General features: G+C 68.7%; 23 protein-coding genes and 2 tRNA genes. 7 read left to right on the top strand and 18 right to left on the bottom strand.

Annotated elements, in window-relative coordinates:
- Positions 1-105 precede the first annotated feature (105 nt).
- The 7 genes from ATE67_RS19390 to ATE67_RS19360 all read right to left on the bottom strand — a co-directional run bounded on the left by ATE67_RS19390 (position 106) and on the right by ATE67_RS19360 (position 6,984).
- On the bottom strand, positions 106-795 hold the full coding sequence (locus ATE67_RS19390) for a nitroreductase (protein ID WP_058818281.1): 690 nt from the start codon (positions 793-795) through the stop codon (positions 106-108).
- Positions 782-1,654, bottom strand: coding sequence for an RDD family protein (locus tag ATE67_RS19385; protein WP_058818280.1), 873 nt, complete (start codon positions 1,652-1,654; stop codon positions 782-784). Before ATE67_RS19385 ends, ATE67_RS19390 begins: the two co-directional genes overlap by 14 nt.
- Positions 1,651-2,667, bottom strand: coding sequence for a stage II sporulation protein M (locus tag ATE67_RS19380; protein WP_058818279.1), 1,017 nt, complete (start codon positions 2,665-2,667; stop codon positions 1,651-1,653). The genes ATE67_RS19385 and ATE67_RS19380 overlap by 4 nt, the downstream gene beginning before the upstream one ends.
- Positions 2,664-3,980 carry a DUF58 domain-containing protein gene (locus ATE67_RS19375; protein WP_058818278.1) on the bottom strand — a complete coding sequence of 439 codons (1,317 nt, stop codon included), beginning with the start codon at positions 3,978-3,980 and terminating at the stop codon, positions 2,664-2,666. The genes ATE67_RS19380 and ATE67_RS19375 overlap by 4 nt, the downstream gene beginning before the upstream one ends.
- 124 nt (positions 3,981-4,104) lie before the next feature.
- Complete coding sequence (locus tag ATE67_RS19370) at positions 4,105-4,974, bottom strand: AAA family ATPase (RefSeq protein WP_443028773.1); 870 nt, start codon at positions 4,972-4,974, stop codon at positions 4,105-4,107.
- Between the two features lie 82 nt (positions 4,975-5,056).
- Positions 5,057-6,289 (bottom strand): hypothetical protein, encoded by a 1,233-nt coding sequence (locus ATE67_RS19365; RefSeq protein ID WP_058818286.1) that lies wholly within the window; start codon positions 6,287-6,289, stop codon positions 5,057-5,059.
- Complete coding sequence (locus ATE67_RS19360) at positions 6,286-6,984, bottom strand: DUF4129 domain-containing protein (protein ID WP_058818276.1); 699 nt, start codon at positions 6,982-6,984, stop codon at positions 6,286-6,288. Before ATE67_RS19360 ends, ATE67_RS19365 begins: the two co-directional genes overlap by 4 nt.
- A 163-nt stretch (positions 6,985-7,147) precedes the next feature.
- On the opposite strand from ATE67_RS19360, the gene ATE67_RS19355 reads away from it, so the two are divergent.
- Both ATE67_RS19355 and ATE67_RS19350 read left to right on the top strand, forming a co-directional pair.
- A complete protein-coding gene (locus ATE67_RS19355; RefSeq protein WP_058818275.1) occupies positions 7,148-9,355 on the top strand; it encodes a dehydrogenase E1 component subunit alpha/beta in 2,208 nt (735 codons plus the stop codon).
- 109 nt (positions 9,356-9,464) lie between these two features.
- Positions 9,465-10,514 carry a hypothetical protein gene (locus tag ATE67_RS19350; protein ID WP_058818274.1) on the top strand — a complete coding sequence of 350 codons (1,050 nt, stop codon included), beginning with the start codon at positions 9,465-9,467 and terminating at the stop codon, positions 10,512-10,514.
- Positions 10,515-10,703: 189 nt separating this feature from the next.
- On the opposite strand, the gene ATE67_RS19345 is transcribed toward ATE67_RS19350, so the two are convergent.
- The 7 genes from ATE67_RS19345 to ATE67_RS19320 all read right to left on the bottom strand — a co-directional run bounded on the left by ATE67_RS19345 (position 10,704) and on the right by ATE67_RS19320 (position 17,837).
- On the bottom strand, positions 10,704-11,351 hold the full coding sequence (locus tag ATE67_RS19345; protein ID WP_058818273.1) for a response regulator transcription factor: 648 nt from the start codon (positions 11,349-11,351) through the stop codon (positions 10,704-10,706).
- A 268-nt stretch (positions 11,352-11,619) separates the two neighbouring features.
- Positions 11,620-11,694 (bottom strand) — tRNA-Glu (locus tag ATE67_RS19340).
- Positions 11,695-11,758: 64 nt separating this feature from the next.
- A tRNA-Glu gene (locus tag ATE67_RS19335) sits at positions 11,759-11,834 on the bottom strand.
- Positions 11,835-11,914: 80 nt separating this feature from the next.
- Positions 11,915-13,696, bottom strand: a complete 1,782-nt coding sequence (gene recJ, locus ATE67_RS19330) for a single-stranded-DNA-specific exonuclease RecJ (RefSeq protein ID WP_058818272.1) — start codon at positions 13,694-13,696, stop codon at positions 11,915-11,917.
- Positions 13,693-15,210, bottom strand: a complete 1,518-nt coding sequence (locus tag ATE67_RS19325) for a PH domain-containing protein (RefSeq protein WP_231728239.1) — start codon at positions 15,208-15,210, stop codon at positions 13,693-13,695. The genes recJ and ATE67_RS19325 overlap by 4 nt, the downstream gene beginning before the upstream one ends.
- On the bottom strand, positions 15,207-15,734 hold the full coding sequence (locus ATE67_RS21940) for a PH domain-containing protein (RefSeq protein ID WP_231728238.1): 528 nt from the start codon (positions 15,732-15,734) through the stop codon (positions 15,207-15,209). Before ATE67_RS21940 ends, ATE67_RS19325 begins: the two co-directional genes overlap by 4 nt.
- Before the next feature lie 141 nt (positions 15,735-15,875).
- Entirely contained in the window at positions 15,876-17,837 is a 1,962-nt protein-coding gene (locus ATE67_RS19320) for an alkyl/aryl-sulfatase (protein WP_058818271.1), read from the bottom strand.
- Between the two features lie 65 nt (positions 17,838-17,902).
- Here ATE67_RS19320 and ATE67_RS19315 point away from each other — a divergent pair, with 65 nt between their 5' ends.
- The 3 genes from ATE67_RS19315 to ATE67_RS19305 all read left to right on the top strand — a co-directional run bounded on the left by ATE67_RS19315 (position 17,903) and on the right by ATE67_RS19305 (position 19,242).
- Positions 17,903-18,388, top strand: coding sequence for a hypothetical protein (locus ATE67_RS19315; protein ID WP_058818270.1), 486 nt, complete (start codon positions 17,903-17,905; stop codon positions 18,386-18,388).
- A gap of 105 nt (positions 18,389-18,493) precedes the next feature.
- Positions 18,494-18,907, top strand: coding sequence for a nuclear transport factor 2 family protein (locus ATE67_RS19310; RefSeq protein WP_058818269.1), 414 nt, complete (start codon positions 18,494-18,496; stop codon positions 18,905-18,907).
- The gene (locus tag ATE67_RS19305; protein ID WP_058818268.1) at positions 18,904-19,242 is read left to right on the top strand and encodes a putative quinol monooxygenase; all 339 of its coding nucleotides are present in this window, start codon (positions 18,904-18,906) and stop codon (positions 19,240-19,242) included. Before ATE67_RS19310 ends, ATE67_RS19305 begins: the two co-directional genes overlap by 4 nt.
- 74 nt (positions 19,243-19,316) lie before the next feature.
- On the opposite strand, the gene glpX is transcribed toward ATE67_RS19305, so the two are convergent.
- A complete protein-coding gene (glpX, locus tag ATE67_RS19300; protein ID WP_058818267.1) occupies positions 19,317-20,291 on the bottom strand; it encodes a class II fructose-bisphosphatase in 975 nt (324 codons plus the stop codon).
- A gap of 129 nt (positions 20,292-20,420) precedes the next feature.
- On the opposite strand from glpX, the gene ATE67_RS19295 reads away from it, so the two are divergent.
- On the top strand, positions 20,421-20,825 hold the full coding sequence (locus tag ATE67_RS19295) for a hypothetical protein (protein ID WP_231728237.1): 405 nt from the start codon (positions 20,421-20,423) through the stop codon (positions 20,823-20,825).
- A 95-nt stretch (positions 20,826-20,920) separates the two neighbouring features.
- Here the strand turns inward: ATE67_RS19295 and ATE67_RS19290 are convergent, their stop codons facing one another.
- The 3 genes from ATE67_RS19290 to ATE67_RS19280 all read right to left on the bottom strand — a co-directional run bounded on the left by ATE67_RS19290 (position 20,921) and on the right by ATE67_RS19280 (position 24,094).
- The gene (locus tag ATE67_RS19290; RefSeq protein WP_058818265.1) at positions 20,921-21,757 is read right to left on the bottom strand and encodes a hypothetical protein; all 837 of its coding nucleotides are present in this window, start codon (positions 21,755-21,757) and stop codon (positions 20,921-20,923) included.
- 63 nt (positions 21,758-21,820) lie between these two features.
- Positions 21,821-23,140, bottom strand: a complete 1,320-nt coding sequence (locus tag ATE67_RS19285) for a homoserine dehydrogenase (RefSeq protein ID WP_058818264.1) — start codon at positions 23,138-23,140, stop codon at positions 21,821-21,823.
- Between the two features lie 72 nt (positions 23,141-23,212).
- A complete protein-coding gene (locus tag ATE67_RS19280; RefSeq protein WP_082660513.1) occupies positions 23,213-24,094 on the bottom strand; it encodes a hypothetical protein in 882 nt (293 codons plus the stop codon).
- Positions 24,095-24,364: 270 nt separating this feature from the next.
- Here ATE67_RS19280 and ATE67_RS19275 point away from each other — a divergent pair, with 270 nt between their 5' ends.
- Complete coding sequence (locus tag ATE67_RS19275) at positions 24,365-25,021, top strand: energy transducer TonB (RefSeq protein ID WP_058818262.1); 657 nt, start codon at positions 24,365-24,367, stop codon at positions 25,019-25,021.

Here is a 25,021-nt window from a genome sequence, read left to right as displayed (position 1 = left end):
GTGCTCGTGGGCTGCGCCGCGGCGCCTCGGGGGTCGGCACCGCGGCGCAGCCCACGAGCACCAGCGCCAGCGAGGCGGCCACGGCATGGTTTATTCGGCGCATGTTCAGAAACCCTGCCAATCGATCACTTCCTCCAGCCCGACGCGCGGGACGGGCCAATTGTTCACGGCCGCATCGGTGTCGGCATGGCCGATCGCGAGGCCGGTGAAGAGGATCTGGTCTTCGCCGAGCCCCAGCGTCTCGCGGACCGTCGCCCCGTACATCGCCCAGCATTCCTGCGGGCAACTGGCGAGGCCGTGTTCGACGAGCAGCAGCATCACCGATTGCAGCCACATTCCCATGTCCGACCATTGCGGCGGCCCCATGATGCGCGAGCAATGCAGGAAAAGCATCACCGGTGCGCCGAACCCTTTGTAATTGTCCATGAATTGAGCGAGGCGGCCCGCCTTGTTGTCGCGCGGGATGCCCAGCGACGCATACAATGCCTCGCCGACGCCGAAGCGGCGCGCCTCCCACGGCTCGGTCAGGCCCTTGGGATAGATGTCATATTCGGGCTGATAGCCCTCGCGCCCCATCGCGATCCGCGCCGCGACCGCATCCTTGACGCGCTGCCACGGTTCGCCGGTGACGAGGGTCGCCTGCCAGGGCTGGAGGTTGCCGCCCGACGGCGCGCGCTGGGCGTCCGCGAAGATGGTTTTCAGCAGCTCGGTGTCGACCGGCTGATCCTTGAACGCGCGCACCGACCGGCGGGCGTGCAGGGCATGGGCAACGGAGAGAGCGTCATTCGCTGGCATATTTATCCTCGCGTCGTTTTCCGAACAGCAGCCCGCGTTCGAGGCGGGCCTTGAGCTGGCGGTAATAGGAAAGCAGGAACACGTCATCCTCTTCGGCGACCGGGCGCCCGATCTTGCCGCGGATCGTGTCGGCGACCTCGCGCATCGCGCGCGGGTCGCGCCCGCGCAGCACGCGTTCGAGTTCCTGCAGCTCGAAAATGCCGTATACCGACAGCTCGGCGTCGCTGAAGACCAGCGCCTCGGCCTCGCCGCCCGCGCTCGCGACGATGTCGCTGTCGAGCTTCACGCGCTGCGCCATCACGACCCAGGTGCCTGCGATCAGGTCGCCCATCCGCATCCGGTCGCGATTGAACAGCAGGAACAGGCTCAATGTCAGCGACCAGAGCACGCCGGCGAGTACGGTCCAGCCCGACACCATATCCTCGGCCGCGCCGACCCCGACCATCATCAGCGGCAGGAACAGCTCCAGCTCGCGGATCAGGTTGCGCGCGACGACCGCGTCGGCGGTCAGCCGCCCGCCGTCGCGCGCGACGACGCGAATGCCCATCAGCCTCTTGCCCGGCGTCGCGGCGCGCGACCCCAGCTCGAAACCGATGAACCAGAAGGTGCGTAGCACGAAGGCGCCGAGCATCCAGATCATATAGGCGACATCGTCGCCCCCGGCGAAGCCGACCCAGATCATGAACAGGGTGAAGAGGAACTGGATCGCGAACAGGATGATCAGGTCGGTGATCAGCGCGCCGAAGCGCAGCCCGGCACTTGCGATCTTCAATTGCAGGTCGACGCCCTCGGGCGTGACGAATTGCCGCACCTTCCTGGCGCTCGCGCTGCGCAGCTTGGCGTTGGCGGCGGCGGTCATGCGACATCCTCGCGGCGCGGGATGTAATAATAGGCGAGCCAGAACAGCAGCATCACCGTGCCGATGGCGTAGCGCAGCATCGTGTCGGTGATCAGCTGGCGCCCGAAGCCTTCGAGCAGCCCGGCGACCAGCAGCATGATGATGACGCCGACCATCACCTTCCCCGCGGTCTTGCCCGCTTCGGCCGCCGCCTCCAGCCGCCCGCGCGCGCCGGGAAAGACGACCGCGGCGCCGATGCGCAGCCCCGCGGCGCCCGACAAAGCGGCGGCGAACAGCTCGGTCGTGCCGTGGATGAACAGCCAGCCGCCGAAATCGACGCCCAGGCCCTTCGAGGTGAACACCGCCAGCATCGCGCCGAGGCTGATCCCCTGATAATATTCGAGCATCATCGTCGGCACCCCGAAGGCGAAGCCCAGCGCGAAGGACATGATCGACACGCGGCTGTTGTGCGTGAACAAATAGGTCGCGAACACATGCAGCCCGCTCTGTTCGTCGCCGGTATCGCCGCCGTGCCCCAGCGTCGATTTCAGAAATTCGACCGTCGCGCGCGGATCGCGCCCGCCCGACAGTTCCTCGGGGACGAAATTGAAATACCATTCGGGGTTGCTCGCGACGAGCGACCAGCTGGTCAGCGCGCCGAGGGTGATGATCAGCGCGATGATCAGCGTTTCCTTCCACACCGCGCGCACCGCCGCCGGCCAGTCGTAGAGGAAGAAGCGCCGCGCCCGGCTCCAGCGCGTCTCGCGCACGCCATAGACGAGGAAATAGCCGCGGATCGACAAGGCCTCGAGATGGTCGAGCAGCGCCTTGTCGAGGCTCGTCGCGCGCGCGATCGACAGCGACGACAGCGTCGCGCGATAGAGGATCGGCAGCTGGAGCAGTTCGTCGCTGGTCAGCGCCTTGGCGCCGCGCTTCTCCAGCTTGGTCAGGAGCAGGTCGAACGCGATCCAGTCGGCTTCGCGCTCGGCGCGGAAACGCCCGGTCGAGAAGGAGGGCAGCTCGGCCGCGCTCACAGGCTGCCGGCCCGCTTGATGCCGAGATACGCCTCGACCACGCCCGCGCCCATCGCATCGGCGGGCACCTCGAGCACATCGGCGCCCAGCCTTTGCAGCCGTGCGATCACCAGCTGGCGGTCGCGCAGCATCGCCGCGGCGACGTTCGACCGCGTGATGTCGGCGGCGCTTTCGGGGCGGCGCTTTTCCTCGGCCTCGACCTCCTCGTCCTTGATCACGACGAACAGCAGGCGGTGCTTCTTCACCAGCCGCCCGGCGGCGCGGATCGTCAGGTCGGCGCTCGTCGCATCGGTGAATTCGGTGAACAATATGATGAGCGACCGGCGGTTCAGCTGCGCCGACAGCGTCGACAGCGCCAGGGTGAAATTGCTCTCGACCGGCGCATAGTCGATCAGGCTCGCCGCGCGCTGCAGCGCCGGGAAATCCTGAATATGCATATAGGCGGGGGTCAGTGCCTGCGGCTTGGCGGCAAAGGAAAAGAAGCTGATCCGGTCGCCGAGCTTGAGGCCGGCATAGGCGAGCAGCAGCGCCGCCGACACCGCGCGGTCGACGCGCGGCATGCCGCCTGCGGGTTCGGCCATCGTCCGCCCGGCGTCGATCGCCAGCACGACGCGATTGTCGCGCTCGACGCGATATTCCTTGGCGAGCAGCTTCACGTGCCGCGCCGACGCGTTCCAGTCGATCGAGCGGCGATCCATTCCCGCCTGATATTCGGCGAGCGCCTCATATTCGGTGCCCTCGCCGCGGACCTGCTGCTGGCGGAGGCCGAACCAGCTGTTGCGCTGGAACAGCCGGCTGCCCTCCTCGGTGACCGACCGCAGGCTGGGGACGACCGCGATCGCACGGTCGATCGCGAAGCGTCGCTGTTTCCACACCAGCCCCAGCGGCCCCGCCCAGCGCACCCACAGCGCCTCGATCAGCGCCTGCCCGCGCCGCGAGGCGGTCAGCGGCAGCGTGCGGATCAGTGTGTCGTCGGCCCCCGCCGAGGTCATGTCGCCCGCCAGCCGCCCGCCCGGCGCGATGCGCTCGTCGATCGCCAGCGCGATCTCGGCGCGCCGCGGCACCGATCGGCCGGTCGCCGACAGCACCATGTCGAACGGATCGCCGACCCCGACCTGGTGCGGGAAGCGCGCATCGAGCGCGAGGTGGCGCGGATTCGCGCCGGCAATCGTGTCGAGCAGGATCGCGGCGAGGATCAGCAAGATCCAGCCCGGCGCGATCACCCACAGCTCGGGCCGCACGAGCCCCAGCGCCAGCGCCAGCGGGGCGCCGAGCAGCAGCAGATAGATCGCGCGGCGGGTGGGGTAGATCATGCGGACCAATCCTCCCTGTGCCGCAGGCATGGGGAGGTGGCAGCGCGCAGCGCTGACGGAGGGGCGTTGACGCGGCCCCTCCGCCACTCGCTGCGCGACAGGGAGGATGGTGTGCGGGCTGCGATCAACGCGGAACGTCCTCGCGTTCGAGAATGCCGGCGATCACCTGTTCGACGTTACGGCCCTCGATCTCGGCGGCCGCCGACAGGATGACGCGGTGGCGCAGCACGCCCGCGGCCAGCATCTGGATGTCGTCGGGGATCACATAGTCGCGCCCTTCGAGCGCGGCGGCGGCGCAGGCGGCGCGCGCCAGCATCGTCGCGGCGCGCGGGCTGGCGCCGCATTCCAGGTCGGCGCTCGCGCGCGTCGCGCGGATCAGGCGGACGATATAATCGACGACCTCCTCGGCCAGCCGCACCGTCGCGATCGTGTCGATCGCCGCGCCGATCGCCGCGGCGTCGGCGACCTGCGCGACGCCGAAATCGGCGACGGCAGGGCTCTTGAAGCGCCCGCCATGGTCGGCGACGATGCGCCGCTCTTCGGCGGCGTCGGGATAGTCGACCACCAGCTTGAACAGGAAACGGTCAAGCTGCGCCTCGGGCAGCGGATAGACGCCCTGCTGTTCGATCGGGTTTTGCGTCGCCAGCACGGTAAAGCGCGGGCTGAGGACATGCGGCTCGCCGTTGATCGTCACGCGGCGCTCCTGCATCGCCTCCAGCAACGCCGCCTGCGTCTTTGGCGGAGTGCGGTTGATCTCGTCGGCGAGCAGCAGCTCGGTAAAGATCGGCCCCTTGGTCAGGGTGAAGCTCGACGTCTGGAAGTTGAACAGGTTCGAACCCAGGATGTCGCCCGGCATCAGGTCCGGGGTGAACTGGATGCGCCCGAAATCGAGCCCGACCGCGCGCGCAAAGGCCTGCGCCAGCAAAGTCTTCGCGGTTCCGGGCGGGCCCTCGAGCAGCACATGGCCGCCCGCGAGCAGGGCGATCGTCACCATGCGCGTCAGCGGACCCTGCCCGAACACGACCTTGGCGACCTCGCCGTCGATCGCGGCGCCCAGCGCCTTCACGCTGTCGATTTCAGCCGTCACGCAATAATTCCTTTCTGATGTCGTTGAGCGCCTGTGCGTCGCTCAAAAATTCATGCCGGTTCCGCGCCAGCGGCAGCCGCCGTGCGAGCGCCGAAAACAGGGCGCCGTCCTTCAGCCGCCGGTCGATCCAGGCGTCGGTCTCCGCCGCGTCCAGACCCGCAGGCCCGTGCAGCCGCCGCGCAATCGCGGTGCGCTGGCTGTGGACATAGGCGTCGGCGCCGTCGAGTTCGCGCCGCGCCTGCTTGATCAGGTCGGCGCTGTTCGCGATCAGCGCCTCCTTCGAAATCGCGATCGCACGCGCGGGTTTCAGCGGCGGGCCGAAGCGCATCCACGCCTGCCACAGCGCGAGCAGCCCGGCGGCGATCACGCACAGGGTGATGCCGATGAAGGGCGGCACGAAGGCGAAGCGCAGCAGCGAGCGCTGGCTGCCGAAACCGTTCAGCGTCAGGTCGAAGGCCAGCCCGTCGGCCTCGCTATCCGCCGCGACCGCGTCGACCAGCCGCACCGCGGCGCCCGCGCGCTCGCGGCTCGAAAAGGCGAGATTGTTCAGGAAATCGGGGTCCGACAGGATATAGATTTTGTCGCGCGGATGCTTGGCGAGCAGCGCGCCGCCGTGCGGGAAGGGAATCAGCGTTTCGAGTTCGTTCGACTGGATCACTTGCGATCGCAGCCCCGGCAAGGACAGCGAGATCTCGCGCCTGCCGATGAAGCCGCGCGCCGTTGCGCCGCGCGCGTGCGGCTGGCTTTCGATTCTTTCGATGGCGCCGACGATCGACGGCAACAGGCCGGGTGACGGCGACGATGCGAAAGCGTTGCCCGCCCACCCCGCCCTTTGCGGATGCTTGCCCGCGCGCCATTTGGGCAGCACGATCAGCACCGGGCCGCCGCGATGCCCCTTGATGATCGCCGCGATCTCGGCGGGCTTGCTCTCATGCTTGGGGGTCAGCACCAGCAGCTCGCGCCAATCCTCGTCATAGGTCGGCGCTTCCTCGGTGCGGCGAAGGTCGACATAGGCGTCGGCGCGTTCGAGCAGGTCGACGATCCCGGCATAGCCCGGCGCGCCCTTCGACAGCGCATGGCCGCCGCCGTCGTTGCCGCTCGACAATTGCGGGCCGAGCGCGATCAGCGCCCACAGCGCGATGAAGGCGATGACGCCGACGATCACCACGCCGCCCATCACCAGCGGGTTGAAGCTCGCGTCGCCCGCCTTTGCCTTGCTCATGCGCGCGCCCAATTCTGCGGCACGGTCAGCTCGGCATAGGCGCTGCGGCATTCGGTCCACGCGCGCTCGTCGATCGCGCGGCCGCCGAACAGGCTGATCTCGACCGCGCGCGCGATGCGGCTGAACGCGCCGCGCGCCACCGCGGGCAGGTCGGCCGCCTCGGCGAGCTCGCGCGAGGTCATCGCCGGTTTGACGAGGCCGGGACGCCGCCCGTCGATGTCGTCGACGCTGCGATAGAGCAGCAGGTGGATCGCCTCGGCAAAGCGGCCCGCGGCGGCGAGCGCGTCGGCATCGGCGAGCCGCGCCCGCGCGCGGCCGGCCTCGGCGACGCCGATCGTCTCCTCATAATCGCCGGTCGCGCGCTTGCGGCCGAAGCGGAGGTTGTCGACCCAGTCGGCAAAGGCAGGCACGAAATGATAGAGGATGATCAGCAGCAGCACCGCCGCACCGACCCACAGCAGCGGCTTCAGCGCGGGCGCGCTCCATTCGAAGAAATCGCGCAGCCAGCCTAGGTCCCAGTTCGGCCTCGCGGGCGGCTTGGGCGGCGGCGGAAAGCTCGTCTGGATGCGCCCGCCCGCGATCGTCTGGGCATAGCCCGGATCGATCAGTTCGGGATCGACCAGCCAGCTCTCGCCGGTCGCTGCGCCGGGCGACGCGGCGGCGGTCGACGCCTGGGCGATCCACAGCGACATCATGTTGAAAAGAGAGCCCCGCCCCGATGCGTCATCGCGCAAGGTGGTAGCGCGAGGCGGCGCAGCAAGGCAAGAGATGCTTGCGCGCCGGAGTGCCCCGTTCTAGCGCGCGCCGATCGGCCGGTCGGTGCCGGTGCAACGAGAGCCGGGGCGACAGGAGAGAGCAGTGGACGCGGCGCAGGCGGTACATGAAAAATTCCTCGGCGCGCTGGCGGCGGGTACATTGCCGAACCGCGCCGACGCGCCCGATCCCGCCGCGATCGGCCTGTCGCGCTCGCAAGCCACCGACATCTTCCTCTCGCAGCTGACCAGCCGCCAGATGGACCGGCTGTCGCGGGCGTTACAGGCGCGGGGCGAGGGCTTCTACACGATCGGTTCGTCGGGGCACGAGGGCAATGCCGCGGTCGCCGCGGCGCTGCGCGTCACCGACATGGCGTTCCTCCACTATCGCTCGAACGCCTTCCAGCTTCACCGGTCGCGCCAGCTTCCGGGCGGGACGCCGACATGGGACATGCTGCTGAGCTTCGCCGCCTCGTCCGAAGATCCGATCTCGGGCGGGCGGCACAAGGTGATCGGATCGAAGCCGCTCAACATTCCCCCGCAGACCTCGACCATCGCCTCGCACCTGCCCAAGGCGGTCGGCGCGGCTTTCTCGATCGGCATCGCACGCCGCAACGGCATGAAGGACCTGCCGCTGCCCGACGACGCGGTCGTGCTCACCAGCTTCGGCGACGCGTCGGCGAACCATTCGACCGCGCAGGGCGCGTTCAACACCGCCGGCTGGGCGGCGTTCCAGGGCTCGCCGATGCCGCTCATTTTCCTCTGCGAAGACAATGGTATCGGCATTTCGACGCGCACCCCGACGGGGTGGATCGAGGCGCAGTTCCGCCACCGCGCGGGGCTCCACTATATCCAGTGCGACGGCACCGACCTCGCGTCGGCCTATGCGGGCGCGAAGGAAGCCGCCGATTACGCGCGCCGCACGCGCAAACCGGTGTTCCTGCACATGGCGACCGTCCGCCTCTACGGCCACGCCGGCTCCGACGTGCAGGGCGCCTACCTCCCCAAGGCGCTGATCGAATCCGACGAAGCGCGCGATCCCTTGCTCAAGGGCGCGGCGCTGATGGCCGAGCAGGGCTGGATGACTCCCGCCGAGATCGCCGACGCCTATGAAGAGATCGGCGCCACCCTCGCGCGGCAGGCCGAAGCCGCGATCCAGCGCCCGAAGATCACGACCCCGGCGCATGTGATGGCCAGCCTCGTGCCGCCCAAGCGCGCGGTCGCGCGGCCGAACACCCCCTCCGCCGAGGACCGCGCCGCGATGTTCGGCAGCGACGCCGGCCAGATGGACAAGCCGATGCACATGGCGCGGCTGCTGAGCTGGGCGCTTGCCGACCTGATGCTCGCGCACCGGGAAATCGCCGTGATGGGCGAGGATGTCGGGCCGAAGGGCGGCGTCTATAATGTCACCGCGAAGCTCCACCAGCGCTTCGGCTCGTCGCGCGTGATCAATACCCTGCTCGACGAACAGGCGATCCTCGGCCTCGCGATCGGCATGGCGCACAACGGCTTCGTGCCGATGCCCGAGATCCAGTTCCTCGCCTATGTCCACAATGCCGAGGACCAGATTCGCGGCGAGGCGGCGACCCTCAGCTTCTTCTCGAACGGCCAATATACCAACCCGATGGTGATCCGTATCGCCGGACTCGGCTATCAAAAGGGCTTCGGCGGCCATTTCCACAACGACAACAGCCTCGCGGTCTTCCGCGACATTCCCGGCGTGATCCTCGCCGTGCCGTCGAACGGGCGCGACGCGGTGCAGATGCTCCGCGAATGCGTGCGGTTGGCGCGCGAGGAGCAGCGCGTCGTTGTGTTCGTCGAACCGATCGCGCTCTATATGACGCGCGACCTCCATGAAGAAGGCGACGGCCTGTGGACCAGCGTCTATGAAGCCCTCGGCGACGGTGCCCCGATCCGCCTCGGCGACGTCGGCGTTCACGGCGACGGCACCGACCTTGCGATCGTGACTTACGGCAACGGCTATTATCTCTCGCGTCAGGCCGAAAGATTGCTCGCCGCCGAAGGCGTCAACGCGCGCGTGATCGACCTGCGCTGGCTCGGCCCGGTCGACGAAGACAAGCTCGTCGCCGCGGTCGGCGATGCGACGCGCGTCCTGATCGTCGATGAATGCCGCATCACCGGCTCGCAGAGCGAGGCGCTGATGGCGACCTTCGTCGAACGCACGCCGGACAAGAAACTCGCACGCCTCGCCGCCGACGACAGCTTCATCCCGCTGGGGCGCGCCGCGACGCTGACGCTGCCGAGCCGCGACGGCATTGTTGCAGCGGCGAAGGAGTTGCTCGCCAAGGGCTGATAACAAACCGGTTGCCCTGAGCTTGTCGAAGGGCCGATCTTATCTTTGACGACGCAGAAGGAAAAGCGGTGCTTCGACAAGCTCAGCACGAACGGATGAGGGGGCGGATATGAGCAGCGTGCGCAAGACCGCGCTCGTCTTCGCCCCCGGCCGCGGCACTTATGGCAAGAACGAGCTTGGCAGCATCGCGCGCCTCCACGGCACGCGCTTCGCCGACCTCCTCGCGAACGTCGATGCCCAGCGCAGCGAGCGCGGCCAGCCCACCGTCACCGAACTCGACGGCGCCGAGCGTTTCAGCGTCGCGACCCACATGCGCGGCGATGTCGCGGCGCCGCTCATCTACACCGCGACCGCGCTCGATTATCTGAGCATCGACCGCGAGAAATACGACGTGGTCGCCGTCGCGGGCAATTCGATGGGCTGGTACAGCGCGCTCGCGCTCGGCGGCGCCGTGTCGGTCGCCGACGGCTTTCGCATCGCAAACGCCATGGGCCTCAACAGCCAGACGCACGGCCCCGGCGGGCAGATATTGCTTCAGGTCGTCGACGAGGGCTGGCGCCCGGTCCCGGGGCTCCGCGAGCAGCTGTTCGCACTCGTCGATGCCATCGCCGCCCGCCCCGGCCACGACCTCGCGCTCTCGATCGACCTCGCGGGCATGCTCGTCCTCGCGGGCAATGAGGAAGGCCTCGCCGCGCTGCTCGCCGAGGCGCCGCCAACCCCCGGCCGCGATCCGCTGCGCCTCGCGGGCCATGGTCCCTTCCACACGCCGCTGATGGTCGGCAGCTCGGACAAGGCAAAGGCCGAGCTTCCGCCTTCGCTGTTCGGCGTCCCCGCCCTGCCGCTGGTCGACGGCCGCGGCCATATCTGGCGGCGCTTTTCGTCCGACCCCGTCGCAATCTGGGACTATAGCTTCGGGCACCAGATCCTCGCGCCCTATGATTTCGCCTTGTCGGTGCAGGTCGCGGTCAAGGAATTCGCGCCCGATGTGATCATCCTGCCCGGCCCCGGCGACACGCTGGGCGGCGCGATCGCGCAGTCGCTGATCGGGATCAGCTGGCAGGGGGTCGGCGGCAAGGCCGATTTCATGGCGCGGCAGGCGGCGGACCCGATCCTGCTCTCGATGGGCCGCCCCGACCAGCGGGCGCTGGTTACTGGATAGCAATTGCGCCGACGCCAATTGGGCCGACGGGAGTGGAACGTCCCCCGCCGGCCCCTTTGGGATCCGCGGCCAGGTGGGGTAGGCCGCGAGCGTCGAACGGCAGCGCCCCTGGGGACCAACTCAAGGGCGGTACGCCGTTCATCTTCCTTATAGGGCGCGGATCGACGCTATGGCCGCCCGCGGCCGGCTTCATGCACCGAAATGGAGACTGTTCGACCCGCGTGCCATTTCGGCGGTGAATTGCAGCCGCAGCAGTTCGGCGACGCTCGCGGCGCCGGCGCGGCGCATGATGCTCGCGCGGTGGACCTCGACGGTGCGCGGGCTGAGGTCGAGCCGCCGCGCGATCGCCTTGTTGCCCAACCCCGCGGCGATCGCATCGAGGATCGTCCGCTCGCGCGGGGTCAGCGCCGCCAGCCGCAACTCGGCCTCGCGATGCAGCGCGCGCGCCGCGCTGCGCACCCGCCAGGCGCCCAGCGCCTCGTCGATCGTCCGCCGGACCAGCTGCGGGTCGAGCGGCGCGGGCAGCAAATCCTGCGCGCCGCCGCGCAATATCGCGCGCGTATCGGCGATGCTCAATCGGCTCGCGGCGACGAACACCGCCATCTCGCCGCGCCCGCCGATCCGCTCGAGCAGCGCCGCGCCGTCGACTTTGCCCGGCTGCTGCCAGTGAAACAACAGGATCGCGCAATCGTCGCCCGCCGCGGCCTCGATCCAGTCGGCGGCGCTCGCAAAGCTCCGCACGATCCGTCCGCCGCCCTCGGCGAGCACGCGGAAACAGGCCGCCCGCTCGACCGCGTCGGGAAGGATCAGATGAATATGGCCCCCGCTCTCGTTCACGCGGCGATGCTGCTCGAGCGAAGACGCAAAGGCGAGCGGGACCGTCTCGGCTTTGGCGCCGAAGTGGGATGATGTTGTGCGGGTGATTTGGTGACCGCTACGGGAATCGAACCATGGCGGGTCGGCTGCTGCCGATCCGCCCAACGCGGACTCACGGGTTCGCTACACTGCCGGTGGTCGGTGACTCCTACGGGAATCGAACCATGGCGGGTCGGCTGCTGCCGATCCGCCCAACGCGGACTCACGGGTTCGCTACACTGCCGGTGGTTGGTGACCCCTACGGGAATCGAACCCGTGTTTCAGCCGTGAGAGGGCCGCGTCCTGACCGCTAGACGAAGGGGCCTTGGGTCGGTGCTGTCCGGAAGCATGCGGGCCGACCGCCCGCTCTTGATCTTCTGCTCGACCGATGGTGACCCCTACGGGACTCGAACCCGTGTTTTCGCCGTGAAAGGGCGACGTCCTAGACCGCTAGACGAAGGGGCCGTCAGATCGGTGAAGCGGCGCATTAGACGCGCGTCCCCGCGCGGTCAAGCGCGCGCGCGAAATTATTGCCCGCCGCTCCGTCACTCCGCCCACGCCGCATCTTCGAGGTGCAGTTCGGCCGCCGGGCGGCTGCCCCAATCGTCGCGTTTCGCGCGCCCCGCGAGCCACAGCTTGCGCCCGCGTGCATTGAGCAACGTTTGCCCCAGCTCGGTTTCGGCGGCGCGAAAGGCGATCGCCTTGAAGCGCGCGCCGTCGTCGCCCGACACGATCAGGCGCAGGTGATCGGTGCCGACGATCCCCGATTCGACGATTCGCACCGGCCCCGTCGCGACGCGCGGCGCGGGCCAGCCGGCGCCATAAGGTCCGGCGCTCTCGATCGCGTCGCACCAGAGCGGACTGATCCCGCGCGGCGCGAGCACCGCGTCGATCAGCAGCGACTTGTCGCCGCTCGCGCGCTCGACATCAGCGGCGAGCCGGTCGTTGAGGAACGCGCCGAGCGCATCGACCTTGTCCCGCTCGACGGTCAGCCCCGCCGCCATCGCATGACCGCCGCCCGCGACGAGCAAGCCGCGCTCCTTCGCGGCGAGGATTGCAGCGCCCAGATCGACCCCGCTGATCGAGCGGCCTGATCCCTTGCCGATCCCCCCCTCGTCGACCGCGATCACGATCGCCGGGCGGAGGAGCTTTTCCTTGAGGCGCCCCGCGACGATCCCGATCACGCCGGGGTGCCAGCCCTCGCCCGCGACGATCGCGACCGGCGCGTTGCCGCACGCCGCGCTCGCGGCGACGGCTTCGTCGAGCACGCCTGCCTCGATCGCGCGCCGCTCCTCGTTCAGCCGGTTGAGCTCGACCGCGATGTCGGCCGCCTCCTGCGGGTCGTTCGTCGTCAGCAGCCGTACGCCGAGGTCGGACTTGCCGACGCGCCCGCCGGCGTTGATGCGCGGTCCCAGCGCAAAGCCCATATCGCTTGCGGTCGGCGGCTTGGTCAGCCGCGCTGCGTCCATCAGCGCCGCCATGCCGATATTGCCGCGCTTCGCCATGACCTTCAGCCCCTGCGTCACCAGCGCGCGGTTGAAACCGGTCAGCCGCGCGACGTCGGCGACGGTGCCGAGCGCGACGAGATCGAGCAACTCGATCAGTTGCGGTTCGGCGCGGCTGGCGAAATGGCCGCGCGCGCGCAGCGTGCGGAGCAGCGCCGCGCCGAGCAGGAAGGCGACCCCGACCGCGGCCAGATTGCCGTGAATCGCCGCGTCGGGTTCCTCGTCGAGCCGGTTCGGGTTCACCACCGCAAAGGCCTGCGGAAGCATGGTCGCGCACTGGTGATGGTCGACGACGATCACTTCGACGCCTGCCGCGCGGGCCTCGGCAATCGCGTCGAACGCCTGTGCGCCGCAATCGACGGTGACGACCAGCTTCGATCCCGCCGCGCCGATCTTCACCAGCGCCGCGCCCGAGGGGCCGTATCCTTCCATCAGCCGGTCGGGGATGTACGCGCCGACCGGCACGTCGAGCGCGCGGAGCAGGCGGACGAGCAAGGCCGCCGAGGTCGCGCCATCGACATCATAGTCGCCGAAGATTGTCACCGCCTCGCGCGCCTCGACCGCATCGGCGAGCCGCGCGGCGGCGGCGTCCATGTCGCGGAACAGCGACGGGTCGGGCATGAAGCCGCGCAGGGTCGGCGCGCGCTGGCGCTCGATATCGTCGCGCGGCACCCCGCGCGCCATCAGCAATTGGGTGACGAGATCATCGGGCGCGAGGCTTTCGCCGCCCCTCTCGGCGCCCGCCATTGACGCACTGGTCCGCCGCCAGTGCCACGGCTGGCCGCTGATCGAGTGGGTGATGCCCAGCGCAGCTTCGGTCATTGCCGCAGCCCTGCCGCAAGGATGCGGCTGCGCAAATCCTGTGCGACGCCGAGCGGGATCGCCGGAATCTCGTGACTGGCAAGACTGCTGCCGCCCGGCACTCCGAAGACGAGCGTCGCGAGGCCGAAGGGGCGGAGGATGAAATCGGTCTTGAGGTCGACGCTCTGCACCGACGCGTGCGGCAGCAAGGTCATCTTCGGCTTCCACCAGCCGCGGCGGATCGCGACCAGATCGCCGACATCGGCCCAGCGATGATAGCGCGCCGCCCACAAGGCGATCAGCGCGACCAGCGGCGCGGCGACGATGCCGAGCCAGCCCACGTCATTGCCGAGATAGAGCGCGATGCCGCCGCCGATCGTCGCGGCGGTCGCGCCGATGATCGGGCCCAATGCGACGATGCGGTGGCTGTGCTGCCACGCCTGCGCGTCATCGGGCCGACGGATCGCGACCTCGCCCAGCACCGGATCGATCTCGCCGAGCCGGCCGAAGGGGACGACCTGATGGTCCTTCTCCTTCTCGCCATCGCTCGCCAGGCTTTGGAGGCGCAGCTCGTGCCAGCCGAAGCGCTTGCGCAGCCACCCCGTGACGACGATCGCCGCCTGCACGCGCTTCACCGGCACCGCGACGTCGGTGCGCGTCGTCAGCCCACGCGTCCGGCGCAGCGCGCGCGGCTCGCGGGTCAGGCGGAAACCCCAATTGGCAAAGACCATCGTCGCGATCCCGCTGGCGAAGCCGATGAACAGCAGCGAGATCGCGGCGCCAAGCCCCGCGATCCAGCGGTGCGCGAGCACCCACTGGTCGAGGCCATAGTCGGCCGCGACGTCGATCCAGTCGCGCGGGTCGAAGACGTTGAAGTCGAACGGCAGCAGATCGTCGAAGAACTGCATGCCCGCGCCGACCACGGCGAGCGCCGCGAGCGAGAAGTTGAACAGCCCCGCGACCAGCAACCGGCGCGGCCCCATCGCGAAGAGCAGGCGGTCCTCGGCGACGGGCGCGGGCGCCGGCGCTTCGGCGGCGACCGACGCGGCGGCGACGGGCGCGCTCCGGTGCGCGCGGATCGTCGTGCGCAGCGCCTGCGCCGCGTCGAGGCCGATCGCGTCGAGATGCGCATCATTCTCCTTGCCGCCCGCACCGGTTTCGAACCCGACCTTGGCGATGCCGAGCGCGCGCGACACCAGTCCCTGTTCGATGCTGACGTCCTGAATGCGGTCGAAGGGGATGGTGCGATGCTGGCGCGACAGCACGCCGCTTTCGATCACCACCTCGTCGTCGCCGACGATGAAGCGAAATCGCATCCATTGCAGGCAGGCGGCGGCGAGCGCGATCAGCAGATAGGCAAGGATCGCGGGGACGATCCACACCCAGTTGCCGGTAAAGCCCAGCGCCGCGACCGCGGGCAGGAATTGCAGCGAGCGCGGCCCGAGCTTGACCAGCGCAAGCGCTAGCGTCGCGGGATGCAGCCGCTGCCATTGGGCCCCACCCAGATCGGGCGAAACGGCGACCGCCTCGCTCATGCGAAGTCGGTCTGGATATGGCGGCGGATCGTCTCGCGCATCGCGGCGGCAAGGTCCGAACGCAGGCCCGGCAGCGTCACCATGCTGTTGTGCGTGCCCGATGTGTGGACGACGAGGTGTGACAGGCCGAACAGCCGCTCGACCGGCCCTTGGCCCACGTCGATATGCTGGACGCGCACGAAGGGGACGATCGTGTCGGTGCGGAACAGCCAGCCGCGCGCGACGCGCAGCTGTCCTTCGCCGATCTTGTAGCCCCAGCGCGATACGCGCCGGGCGGGCAGCATCACGATCGCCAGAAGCGCGAACAGCCACGCCGCGGTCGTGACCAGCCCATAGGGCCCATCGATCCGCGGCATCACCAGCCAGTCGGCGACGCTGGCCCCGATCGCCAGCGGGATCAGGTTGAGCGCGGTCGCGATCCGCACGACATGGCTATAGGCGGGATCGACCGGATCGAGTCCCTCGGCGGCGTTGAGCGCGTCGGGGGCGAAGGGGTCGGTCGGCGCGGGGGGTGTGTCGGTCATGAACTGGTCTTTAAAGAGATCGCGGGGGACTGACACCTAGAATTCCGTTCGCATCGAGCGAAGTCGAGATGCCCATCCCCCGTGCACGCCTTCGCGGTGTCGCGACTTCGCGCGGCACGAACGGATTTGGAGGGGCGCCGTCTACGGCACAACCACATTGAAGCGCGGGTCCTGCGGCGGGTGCAGCGCGAACCAGCTCAGGAACGCCATGCGGTCGCCGTCGATCCGGATCGCGCCCGACTGCATCAGCGCCGGAAACTGCGCCTGCCCCAGCATCACATCGTCGAGCGTCCCCCGGTCGATCGTGATCGTCGCGGTCGGCGCTGTGTCGGTCACGCCATAGCGCGGGAACTCGACCCCGCCGCCGACGACCACCGACACCGCCTCCTTGCTGTCGGGCAGCACGAACTGGAATGTCCCCTTGATCCCCGCCCCCTTCGCCGCGTCGAACCGCGTCGCCAGCGCATCGAAGAAGACCGCGGTCGGGATCGCGCTCACAAAGCTGCGGCTCTGCCCGTTCCCCGATGTGCTTTCGACCGCCTTGCCGCGCAGGCTCGCCGCGGCGGCGAGATAATAGTTCCGCCACGCGCCGGACTCCGCCTGATAGCCCATCTGGTCATAGGCCGACGCCAGCGCCGCGCGTGCTGCTTCGTTATCGGGCTGCGCGAAGACCAGCTTGTTCAGCAGCTCGGCCGCCCAGCGATAGTCGCCCGCCTTGATCGCGTCCTTGCCGGCGGCGAGCAATTTGTCCGCCCCGCCCGCCAGCGCGACATATTTGACCGCCGATTGCTCGGGCGGCAGCGGATTGAAATTGGCCGGATTGCCGTCCCACCAGCCGAAATAGCGCTGGTACACCGCCTTCATGTCGTGGTTCAGCGTGCCATAATAGCCGCGCGTCCCGAAATCCTTGCCCTGCACCGGCGCTTCCGCCGTCTGGTCGGCCAGCTCGTGCAAGGTCGCCCCCTTGTTGGCGAGGAACAGCGTCCGGTCGTGGACATAGCGGTACGCATCGCGCTGGTTCGCCAGGAGTTCGCTGACCTCGCCCGTCCCCCATGTTGGCCAATGGTGCGACGCCATCGCGACCTCGGCCTTGCCGCCCCATTTCAGCAGCATCGCGTCGATCACCTTCGACCAGTGCAGCGCATCGCGCACCTGCGCCCCGCGCAGCGTCAGCACATTGTGCAGCGTGTGGGTGACGACCTCGGTGGTATGTAAGGCCTTGTACGCGGGGATGTAGAAGACGAGTTCCGACGGCGCCTCGGTGCTCCCCGCGTCGAGGAAGTCGAACGCCAGCCCGTCGATCGTCAGCGTCCCGCCCTTGTCCGACACCGTCTCGGTCGGCTCCATATAGCCGATCGTCCCCGACGACAGCTTCGGCCCCAGCCCGGTGTCGACCTGACCCCTTGTCCCCGGCGGCAGGATCGATCCGAACATGTAAAGCGCGCGCCGCCCCATCGCGGTGCCCGCGAGGACATTCTCGGATGTCGCTTCCTCGGAGAAGCCGTGCGGCGCGATGATCCGCACCTTGCCCGCTTTCACCTGCTCCGGCGTCACGATTCCGCCGACGCCGCCGAAATGATCGCTGTGGCTGTGGCTGAAGATCACCGCCTTGATCGGCAGCGCCTTGTCCTTCGCGGCGACCGCGTCGGCGAACAGCTTCCACCCCGCCGCCGCGGTTTCTTCGGACAGCAAGGGATCGACGACGATCCAGCCGCTCTTGCCGCGGATGATCGTCATCACCGAGATGTCGTAGCCGCGGATTTGCCAGATCTTGCCCGGCACCACCTCGAACAAGCCATGCACCGCGTCGAGCCGCGCCTGCCGCCAGAGCGAGGGGTTCACCGTCGCCGGGGCCTCCTTCGCATTCAGGAACGCATAGGGGCGCCGGTCCCATACCGTCTTGCCTTGCTTGTCGAGGATCACGCCGCCCGGTATCTCGCTTAGCTTGCCGCGCAGCACATTGGCCTCGTCGCGCGGATCGTCCAGCGGCAGGCGCTTCGCGAGTTCGGCCTGCGCGGTGCGCGTCGCCTCGCTCGCATCGTCCTGCGCGATCGCCGCGAACGGCAGGCAGCCAGCGAGCAGCAAAATGGTCCATCGGCGCATGATCGTCTCCCCCTCGTTTTGCGGACAGCTTGCGCCGCGCTCCGGCGCTTGGCAAGCATCGGCGCATGACCGCCGCGCCGCCCGTCCTGATCGTCTGGCACAGCCGCACCGGCGGCAGCGAGGCGCTCGCGCGCGCCGCGGCCGCGGGCGCTCCGACCGCAAGGCTGATCGCGGCCGAGGCCGTGACGCCGGGCGACCTTTGCGCGGCTGCCGGCTACCTTTTCGTCGGCCCCGAAAATCTCGCCGCGCTGTCGGGCGCGATGAAGGAGATGTTCGACCGCTGCTATTATCCCTGCCTTGGCCGGATCGAAGGCCACCCCTATGCGACGATCATCTGCGCGGGCTCGGACGGGGAGGGCGCGCAGCGCCAGCTCGACCGCATCGCGAACGGCTGGCGGCTGAAGCGCGTCGCCGATCCGCTGATCGTGAACACCGCGGCGCAGACGCCGCAGGCGATCCTTGCTCCCAAGACGATCCCCGCCGACCGCCTCGCCGAAGCGCGCGACCTCGGCGCGGCGCTGGCGGAAGGACTGGCGGCGGGGATTTTCTGAGCGCGGCGTTTAACGCAATGACTAGTCCGCTTTCGATCCTGCGCACGGCATAAAGGCGGCACCGCGAACCCCGATCCGACCGGGGACGCGCAGGAGGAGAGGGGGATGGCTTTTTCGGGTCCGGTCGAGGATCGCCTGGCGCTGCGCGATTTGCTCGATGCCTATGCCGACGCCGTGTGCCGCTACGACGCCGCCGACTGGGCCGCGACCTGGGCCGAGTCCTGCCGCTGGAATCTGGCCGGGTTCGGCGAATTCGTCGGCAAGGCGGCGGTGGTGGAGACCTGGACCGCGGCGATGCGCGGCTTTCCGGGGCTCGTCTTTCAGGCGTGGCCCGGCGCCATGACGATCGCGGGCGACCGGGCGACGATGCGCTCCTACACCTGCGAAACCTATTCGCGCGACGGAGAGACACGCCGCGATCTCGGCGAATATGCCGACGAGTGCGCGAAAATCGACGGGCGCTGGTATTTCGTCAGCAGGCAATTTCGTCCGCTGCGGCGATCGGAGGACGCCCTATGAAGATCATCGTCGAAGCCAAGGTCGACCTCGACCCCGCCCGCCGCGGCGAGGCGCTCGCGGGCGCGCAAGGCTGGATCGAAGGCGCGCAGGCGCAGCCCGGATGCCTGGGCTATTTCTGGACCGCCGATCCGCACCACCCGGCGCGGGTCCATGTCTTCGAGGAATGGGAAAGCGCCGAGGCGCTGGCCAGTCATCTCGCCGGTCCGCAATATCGCGGCATGCTCGCGCATATTTCGTCGTTCGGCCTGACGCACGCGGTCAGCCGGAAATTCGCGGTCGCACAGGAGGGGCCGGTCTATAATCAAGCCGGCGTGGCGTCGGCCGCGTTCGAGTGAAGCACCGGGTCATCGCGCAGCGGTGTCGCTCCGCGCGGATCTGCGGCTAGGTTGCCGGACCCTATGGTCCGGCCTCAACCCACCCGATGCTCGCCCTTGACCCAGCGCACGGTCCCCGACGAGGCGCGCATCACGACCGTCTCGGTCGTCAGGATGCCGCCGCGGCGATGCTTGACCCCGGCCAGCAGCGATCCGTCGGTGACGCCGGTCGCGGCGAAAATGACATCGCCCTTGGCGAGGTCTTCCAGGTCGTAAACGCGGTCGAGATTCTCGATCCCCCATTTCTTCGCGCGCAGCCGCTCGTCGTCGTTGCGGAACAGCAGGCGGCCCTTGAACTGGCCGCCGACGCAGCGCAGCGCCGCCGACGCCAGCACGCCCTCGGGCGCGCCGCCCGACCCCATATAGATGTCGATATTGGTCTCGGGGTTGGTCGTCGCGATCACGCCGGCGACGTCGCCGTCGGGGATCAGCGCGACGCCGCAGCCGATGCTGCGCAGCTCGGCGATGATCGCCTCGTGCCGCGGACGGTCGAGGACGCAGACGATGATGTCGGCGGGCGCACAGCCCTTTTCGCGCGCGACCGCTTCGACATTCTCGCGCACGCTGTTGTCGAAATTGACGATGTTCGGCGAATAGCCGGCGCCGACCGCCAGCTTGTCCATATAGACGTCGGGGGCGTTGAGCAGGCAGCCTTCCTCGGCGATCGCCAGCACCGCGAGCGCATTGGGGCCGGCCTTGGCGGTGATCGTCGTGCCTTCCAGCGGATCGACCGCGATGTCGATCTTCGGCCCCTTGCCAGGCGCATTGCCGACCTTCTCGCCGATGTAGAGCATCGGCGCCTCGTCGCGCTCGCCCTCGCCGATGACGATCGTGCCGTCCATATAGAGCGTGTTGAACGCGGTGCGCATCGCCTCGACGGCGGCGGCGTCGGCGGCCTTCTCGTCGCCGCGCCCGATCAGCTTCGCGGCGGCGATCGCCGCGGCTTCGGTGACGCGCACCATTTCGAGTACGAGCACCCGATCGAGATTGCTGCCGCTGCTGTTCGTCATCGCCCTGACTCTCCGTCTTTACTTGTGCCGCCCCATGGGCATGGTGGGCGCCATATGGTCGCCCGCGCCGCTTGTCGAGAATGGTTCGCCCGATTCGCCGCCGCTTTCGCGGTTTTCTGCGTCACGGCAATGACGGCCGCTCCGGCGAGCGCCCAGATGGTCGGACCGCCGGCGCCGAAGCCGGCGAAGTCGCCAACAGACCAGGCGATCGACAGGTCGAAGGAACTGACCGACCCCGTCCGGCGCTGCAAGCCCGCCGAAGATGGATCGATCAACGTGTGCGGCAGCGACACCGAAAAGCATCGCCTGTCGCCCGAGCTGCGCGCGATCGCAGGCGTGGGCCGCGAGGCGCCGCCGAAGCTGCCGCGCGCCGAGGCAAGGGCGATGAGCCTCGACCGGCTGCCCTATAACTGGATTTCGATCGGCGGCCGCTATGCGCCCGGCCCCGAATATAATGCGCTCTACGAAATGGCGAAACGCGCGACCGACCCCGAAACGGGGACGCCGGCGGCGCCCGAGGGTGAGGGGCCTTAGCGCCGATCCACCCTCATCCTTCCCACCGGCTCTGCCGGCGGGCCCCTTCCCTCTCCCGGCGGAAGGCTGAGGACGAGCGGACCAACGGACGAATATCAAGCGAACACCTCTGTGGCAGCGACGCTCGGCCGCGCCGCCCGCAGGAAGCTCGCGGCGAACAATATCTGTCCCAGGAAATAGAGGGCGAAGAGCATCACCCAGCCAAGGCTCATCGCGGTCTCGAGCAGCGAACCCGGCGCCTGCGCATTGTTCCAGATCACCGCGCCGTGGAGCAGCGCCAGCCCGCCGAACGCCGCGGCGATCAGCAGGCCATAGGCGAAGTAGAAGGCGAACAGCCGCCATTGCGCCTCGCGTGTCAGCCGCCACGATTCGGCGAAGGCGGTGAACGGCTCGAGCTTGCCCGACGCGCCCATGATCGCGCCGGTCAGGCACAGCCGCGCGCCGATCCAGCTGCCGAGCAGTGACAGGAACAGCCGATAGGCCGCGGCGATCGCGCCCCCCGCTAGGCTGTCCCATTCGACGATCCCGATCGACGCGACGATCGGCGCGACGGCGAGCAGGCCGACGCCGATATAGATGATCGCATTGCCGACCAGAAAGGCGACGCCCGCCACCATCCCGTACATGATCTCGGAGACATAGCCTTCGCGAATTTCGGCCAGCACCGCATTCCACGCCGCGAGCATCGCCCCCGCGACGATGACCGCGACGATGCCCAGCAGGTACAGCGGCCCCGCGACCGAGCCGCTGACATAGGCGCTGTACGGCGAGGTGATCATCGCCATCACGGTGCGCAGATTGAAGATCGGCTCGCTGGACAGCAGCAGATAGGGCAGCACCACCCCCATCCCGACATAGGCGGCGAGCGCGCCCTTATGCTCGCCCGCCAGTGCCCGCGCTTCGGCGAGCCCGCGTCTGATCTCGATGGTCATGCGATCCCCCTGTTCCCCTGTCCGCAGGGGTAACAGCGCGAATCGCGATTTCAAGCGTGGCTTTTAAAGCGCCAGGATCGGCATATGCATCGGCGCGCCGACGACATGGTCCGACGCCGAAAGGCTCGCGAGCGCGGCGCCGATCGCGCGCGCCGGGCCCTCGTGGGTGACGATCGCGATCACGACGCCATCCTCCTTCTCGGTCCCGCGCTGGATGAAGCTCTCGATCGACACGCCGGCATCGCGCATCGCGGTCGCGATCTCGGCGAGCACGCCGATGCGGTCCTCGACGATCAGGCGGACATAATGTTTGCCGATCCGCGCGCCCGCATCGGCCGCCGGCGCGGCGTCGAGGCTGTCGACGGGCATCGCGAAGGCGGGGCCATATTCGTCGCGCGCGATGTCGATGATGTCGGCGACTATCGCCGAGGCGGTCGGCCCCGCGCCCGCGCCCGCGCCTTCGAAGAACAGGCGGCCGACGAAATTGCCCTCGGCGACGACGGCGTTGAGCGCGCCGGGCACATAGGCGAGCGGATGGTCGGCGGGCACCAGGCACGGCTGGACATGCTGGTACAGCCCGCTTTCGTCGCGCTCGGCCATCCCGATCAGGCGGACGCGGTGGCCCAGCGCCTCGGCCTCGCGGATGTCGGCGGCGATCAGGTTCCGGATGCCGTTCGCCGTCACCGCGTCGATATCCAGCCGGGTGCCGAAGCACAGCGCGGCGAGGATCGACAGCTTGTGCGCCGCGTCGATCCCGTCGACGTCGAAGGTCGGGTCGGCCTCGGCATAGCCCTCGGCCTGCGCCGCGGCGAGCGCGTCGGCGAAGCTCGCGCCGTTCCGCTCCATCTGCGTCAGGATATAATTGCAGGTGCCGTTCAGGATGCCATAGACGCGCGCGATCTGGTTCGCCGACGCGCCCTCGCGGATCGCCTTGATCACCGGAATGCCGCCCGCGACCGCGGCCTCATATTTCATCGGCGTGTCCTTTTCCTCGGCCAGCCGCGCGAGGTCCAGCCCGTGGTGCGCGATCATCGCCTTGTTCGCGGTCACCAGCGCCTTGCCCGCGGTAAGCGCCTGCCGCGCCAGCGTCAGCGCCATGCCGTCGGCGCCGCCGATCATCTCGACGACGACATCGACGTCGTCCGCCGCGACGAGCGCGCCGAGATCGTCTTCCCAGCGATAGCGCGACAGGTCGACGCCGCGGTCCTTGTGCCGGTCGCGCGCCGACAGCGCGACTATCTCAACCGCGCGCCCGGCGCGCCGCGCGATCAGGTCGCGATTGGCTTCGAGCAGCTTGACGACGCCGCCGCCCACGACGCCGATCCCGGCAAGCGCGACGCGCAGCGGCGGGCGGGGCGCGGCAGGGGCGGGGGAAGGCGACATGCAGGCACTCCTCTATATCGGGTCGCCTGCGCCCCTATCGGCTTTTCGCGACGAAACAAGAGCCGCGCGCCTTTATCCCGCCGGCGGCGTCCGCGTCCGCGTGCACTCGCCGAGCGCGCCGAGCACGACGCCATAGTCCGACGCCGCCTTCTTGCGATCCTCGGGCGCCGTCCCGCCCAGCTTCGCAAGCGGCAGCGTGCGCGGCAGGCCGCAGGCAAGGCGATACCAGGCGAGCGTGTCGCGCGCCGGCACCGCCGCCGACCCGTCGACGATCTCGCCGAAGGCCGCGGCCCAGCGCCGCGTCCCGTCGGCCGCGGTCAGGATGGTCAGCGACACCGGCTCGCCGGTCCTGGTGTCGAGGAACAATTGCGTCTCGCCCTCGCCCGGCAAGGTTCCGGGGACATGGAAGCCGTTGGCGATGCCGGTGATCGCGGGCGGGGCGCCGGGCTTGACCAGTTCGGTCAGGATCGCGCGCAGCCGCGCGTCGGTCGCGGGATCCCACGGCAGCTGCGCATCGGGCGCGACGAGTCGCACGCTCGCGGTGCTGTTCGTGCCCGCCGCGGTCCCGGCGACGGGCCGCGCGAAGATCAGCACCGGCGTCTTTTTCTTGAGCTTCGGCGCCTTGCCCTTTGCATCTAGCGGCAGGTCGACGAGATAGTTGATCCGCGCCGCCAGCGGCCCCTGGCCGCGAATCAGCCCGACGACGTCGGCCTCGACATAGAGTCGCGCCTGCCCCGCCTTGAGCCCCGGCGCCTGCTCCGGCTTGAGCGCCGCCGTCTTGTAGATGCGGGCGTGGATCGCCATCGGCGCGATCGTCGCCAGATCGGCGATATCGGCGTAGCTGTAGGGCGAGGGCGTCGCCACCGGTGTCGGCGCCTGCATCGCGGAAACGCTGGAAATACCGATGCTTAGGCCAGCAAGGGCGAGGGCCGTAGCCGGGATAAGCGCACGCATGATCGAACCACCTTCCTTGTACAAATGCGCCGGACAGGCGCCAAAACCCCGTCATGGGGAAGCGGACATTAACCGCTGATAAAGGGTTTGCGAATGTGCCGCCACCGCGATAGGACGTGCGACGAAGCGTCCGGCAAGACCATAATAAAGCCGGTTGCGACGCCGCCGGGTCTGTGAAAGCGCATCGGAAATCATCCGGGCATTTGGCAACCGAACCCGTCGGTCATGGATTTGGTGTCAGGATGATCTAGCAAGGAGCGTCGTCCCTGAATGGCTTATGGTGATAATGTCGACCCTAAAAATAGGGTAGTGGCAGTTGTCTTGGTTGGTCTTTTCACGGCAGTTCTGGGCTACGGCCTGGTGAACGGCCTGAATATCAGTATCGTCAAGAAGCTTGCCGAAAAACTGGACGTGGTGGACGTCGAAGAGCCGCCGCCGCCGGAGGAACCGCCTCCGCCGCCGCCGCCGGACAACAAGCTGCCGCCGCCGCCGCCGGTCGTGACGCCGCCGTCGCCGTTCCCGCCGCCGGTTTCCGCGCCTGCGATCCAGTCGGTCCGCGAAGCGCCGCCGACCCCGCCGCCGCCTGTTTACATTCCGCCAGCGGCTCCGGCAGCACCGCCGGCACCCGATCTGAGCGCCGCCGGCACGCCGAAGGGCAATCCCGGCCGCTGGGCGACGAACGACGACTATCCGGCCCGCGCCATGCGCGAAGAGCGCGAAGGGACGACGGGCTTCCGCGTCACCTATGGCGCCGACGGCCGCATCACGTCGTGCGACGTCACCTCGTCTTCGGGTCATGCCGACCTCGACGCCGAAACCTGCAAGCTGATCACGCGCCGTGGTCGCTTCAATCCGGGCAAGGATCGCGCCGGCAACCCCACGGGTGGTACGTACAGCAACCGCATTCGCTGGCAGATTCCGCGCTAA

It is taken from the genome of Sphingopyxis sp. H050 (assembly GCF_001468265.1).
Taxonomy (GTDB): domain Bacteria; phylum Pseudomonadota; class Alphaproteobacteria; order Sphingomonadales; family Sphingomonadaceae; genus Sphingopyxis.
Note: the sequence above shows the minus strand (reverse complement) of the source record. Positions and strands in the feature narration are given on the sequence as shown.

Bases quoted from the DNA above. Each gene is read 5' to 3' on its own strand.
- ATE67_RS19390 (WP_058818281.1), bottom strand. From the start codon at position 795: ATGCCAGCGAATGACGCTCTCTCCGTTGCCCATGCCCTGCACGCCCGC.
- ATE67_RS19385 (WP_058818280.1), bottom strand. From the start codon at position 1,654: ATGACCGCCGCCGCCAACGCCAAGCTGCGCAGCGCGAGCGCCAGGAAG.
- ATE67_RS19375 (WP_058818278.1), bottom strand. From the start codon at position 3,980: ATGATCTACCCCACCCGCCGCGCGATCTATCTGCTGCTGCTCGGCGCC.
- ATE67_RS19370 (WP_443028773.1), bottom strand. From the start codon at position 4,974: ATGGTGACGATCGCCCTGCTCGCGGGCGGCCATGTGCTGCTCGAGGGC.
- ATE67_RS19365 (WP_058818286.1), bottom strand. From the start codon at position 6,289: ATGAGCAAGGCAAAGGCGGGCGACGCGAGCTTCAACCCGCTGGTGATG.
- ATE67_RS19360 (WP_058818276.1), bottom strand. From the start codon at position 6,984: ATGATGTCGCTGTGGATCGCCCAGGCGTCGACCGCCGCCGCGTCGCCC.
- ATE67_RS19350 (WP_058818274.1), top strand. From the start codon at position 9,465: ATGAGCAGCGTGCGCAAGACCGCGCTCGTCTTCGCCCCCGGCCGCGGC.
- recJ (WP_058818272.1), bottom strand. From the start codon at position 13,696: ATGACCGAAGCTGCGCTGGGCATCACCCACTCGATCAGCGGCCAGCCG.
- ATE67_RS19325 (WP_231728239.1), bottom strand. From the start codon at position 15,210: ATGAGCGAGGCGGTCGCCGTTTCGCCCGATCTGGGTGGGGCCCAATGG.
- ATE67_RS21940 (WP_231728238.1), bottom strand. From the start codon at position 15,734: ATGACCGACACACCCCCCGCGCCGACCGACCCCTTCGCCCCCGACGCG.
- ATE67_RS19320 (WP_058818271.1), bottom strand. From the start codon at position 17,837: ATGCGCCGATGGACCATTTTGCTGCTCGCTGGCTGCCTGCCGTTCGCG.
- ATE67_RS19315 (WP_058818270.1), top strand. From the start codon at position 17,903: ATGACCGCCGCGCCGCCCGTCCTGATCGTCTGGCACAGCCGCACCGGC.
- ATE67_RS19310 (WP_058818269.1), top strand. From the start codon at position 18,494: ATGGCTTTTTCGGGTCCGGTCGAGGATCGCCTGGCGCTGCGCGATTTG.
- ATE67_RS19305 (WP_058818268.1), top strand. From the start codon at position 18,904: ATGAAGATCATCGTCGAAGCCAAGGTCGACCTCGACCCCGCCCGCCGC.
- glpX (WP_058818267.1), bottom strand. From the start codon at position 20,291: ATGACGAACAGCAGCGGCAGCAATCTCGATCGGGTGCTCGTACTCGAA.
- ATE67_RS19295 (WP_231728237.1), top strand. From the start codon at position 20,421: ATGACGGCCGCTCCGGCGAGCGCCCAGATGGTCGGACCGCCGGCGCCG.
- ATE67_RS19290 (WP_058818265.1), bottom strand. From the start codon at position 21,757: ATGACCATCGAGATCAGACGCGGGCTCGCCGAAGCGCGGGCACTGGCG.
- ATE67_RS19285 (WP_058818264.1), bottom strand. From the start codon at position 23,140: ATGTCGCCTTCCCCCGCCCCTGCCGCGCCCCGCCCGCCGCTGCGCGTC.
- ATE67_RS19280 (WP_082660513.1), bottom strand. From the start codon at position 24,094: ATGCGTGCGCTTATCCCGGCTACGGCCCTCGCCCTTGCTGGCCTAAGC.
- ATE67_RS19275 (WP_058818262.1), top strand. From the start codon at position 24,365: ATGGCTTATGGTGATAATGTCGACCCTAAAAATAGGGTAGTGGCAGTT.